Source organism: Peribacillus aracenensis (assembly GCF_025175645.1).
Taxonomy (GTDB): Bacteria; Bacillota; Bacilli; order Bacillales; family DSM-1321; genus Peribacillus; species Peribacillus aracenensis.
On sequence record NZ_JANZMJ010000105.1, the window covers coordinates 1 to 711 of the forward strand.

Annotated in this window: 2 protein-coding genes; one reads left to right on the forward strand and one right to left on the reverse strand. The window is 32.6% G+C overall.

From position 1 onward, the window contains the following. Nucleotides 1-98: 98 nt before the first annotated feature. Complete coding sequence (locus N0M92_RS29200; protein ID WP_260289036.1) at nt 99-476, forward strand: hypothetical protein; 378 nt, start codon at nt 99-101, stop codon at nt 474-476. Between the two features lie 146 nt (nt 477-622). Here N0M92_RS29200 and N0M92_RS29205 read toward each other — a convergent pair. Further along, on the reverse strand, nt 623-711 hold an 89-nt coding region (locus tag N0M92_RS29205), incomplete at its 5' end, for an IS3 family transposase (RefSeq protein ID WP_260288566.1).

The window sequence follows — 711 nt, forward strand, 5'->3', positions numbered from 1 at the left end:
TTAGCCTGATTAACGGTTTTGTGAAACAGAGAAAAATCCTTCCAAAAGGGTTTTGGAGGGTTATTTGGCATGGCCAAAAATAGTATATCATAAGGGAAATGAAAATATTAGAGAAAGATATTGACATTCTATTAGCTGGTTTAGTTCAAGATGTGTGGCTGCCACCACCATTATCAAATGAATTGAGGATGGAAATTGAAATGAAGAAAAATATGTTTAGTTTTACGTCAGCCATAGTTGGAGTTATGGCTCCATTACTTTTATTTGCTGCAATTGAAATAATTAAGTTTAGTGATATATTACTAATTAGTAGTTTTAGCCTGTATGGTGTTTCTATTATATGTACGATTATCGCTGTGATAAGGAAAGAACAACATAAGATGAAGTACATCCCATTCCTTACACTAATCCCCTTTACTCTTTATCAATTATTAATTTTATTGGTTTATTCATTAGGGAAATTCATAAATGGGTAAACTAACGGGGCAGCATTCCTGTCCAGTATTAACTGAAATACTAAAAAGTTTGTGAAGAAATCTACTTAAACTAACGGGTGCGTTCGTATTATAAGGTTAGCCAGTTTTTAAACTGTACCCTATGTAAAGGACATTTTTAAAAAAGGTCATGCCACTTTGAGAAGGTGATTTCTGTATTGAACAGGAGTCATCTTCTTTAAGTTCCATTGATATCTGAAATTGTTATAGTACGTCA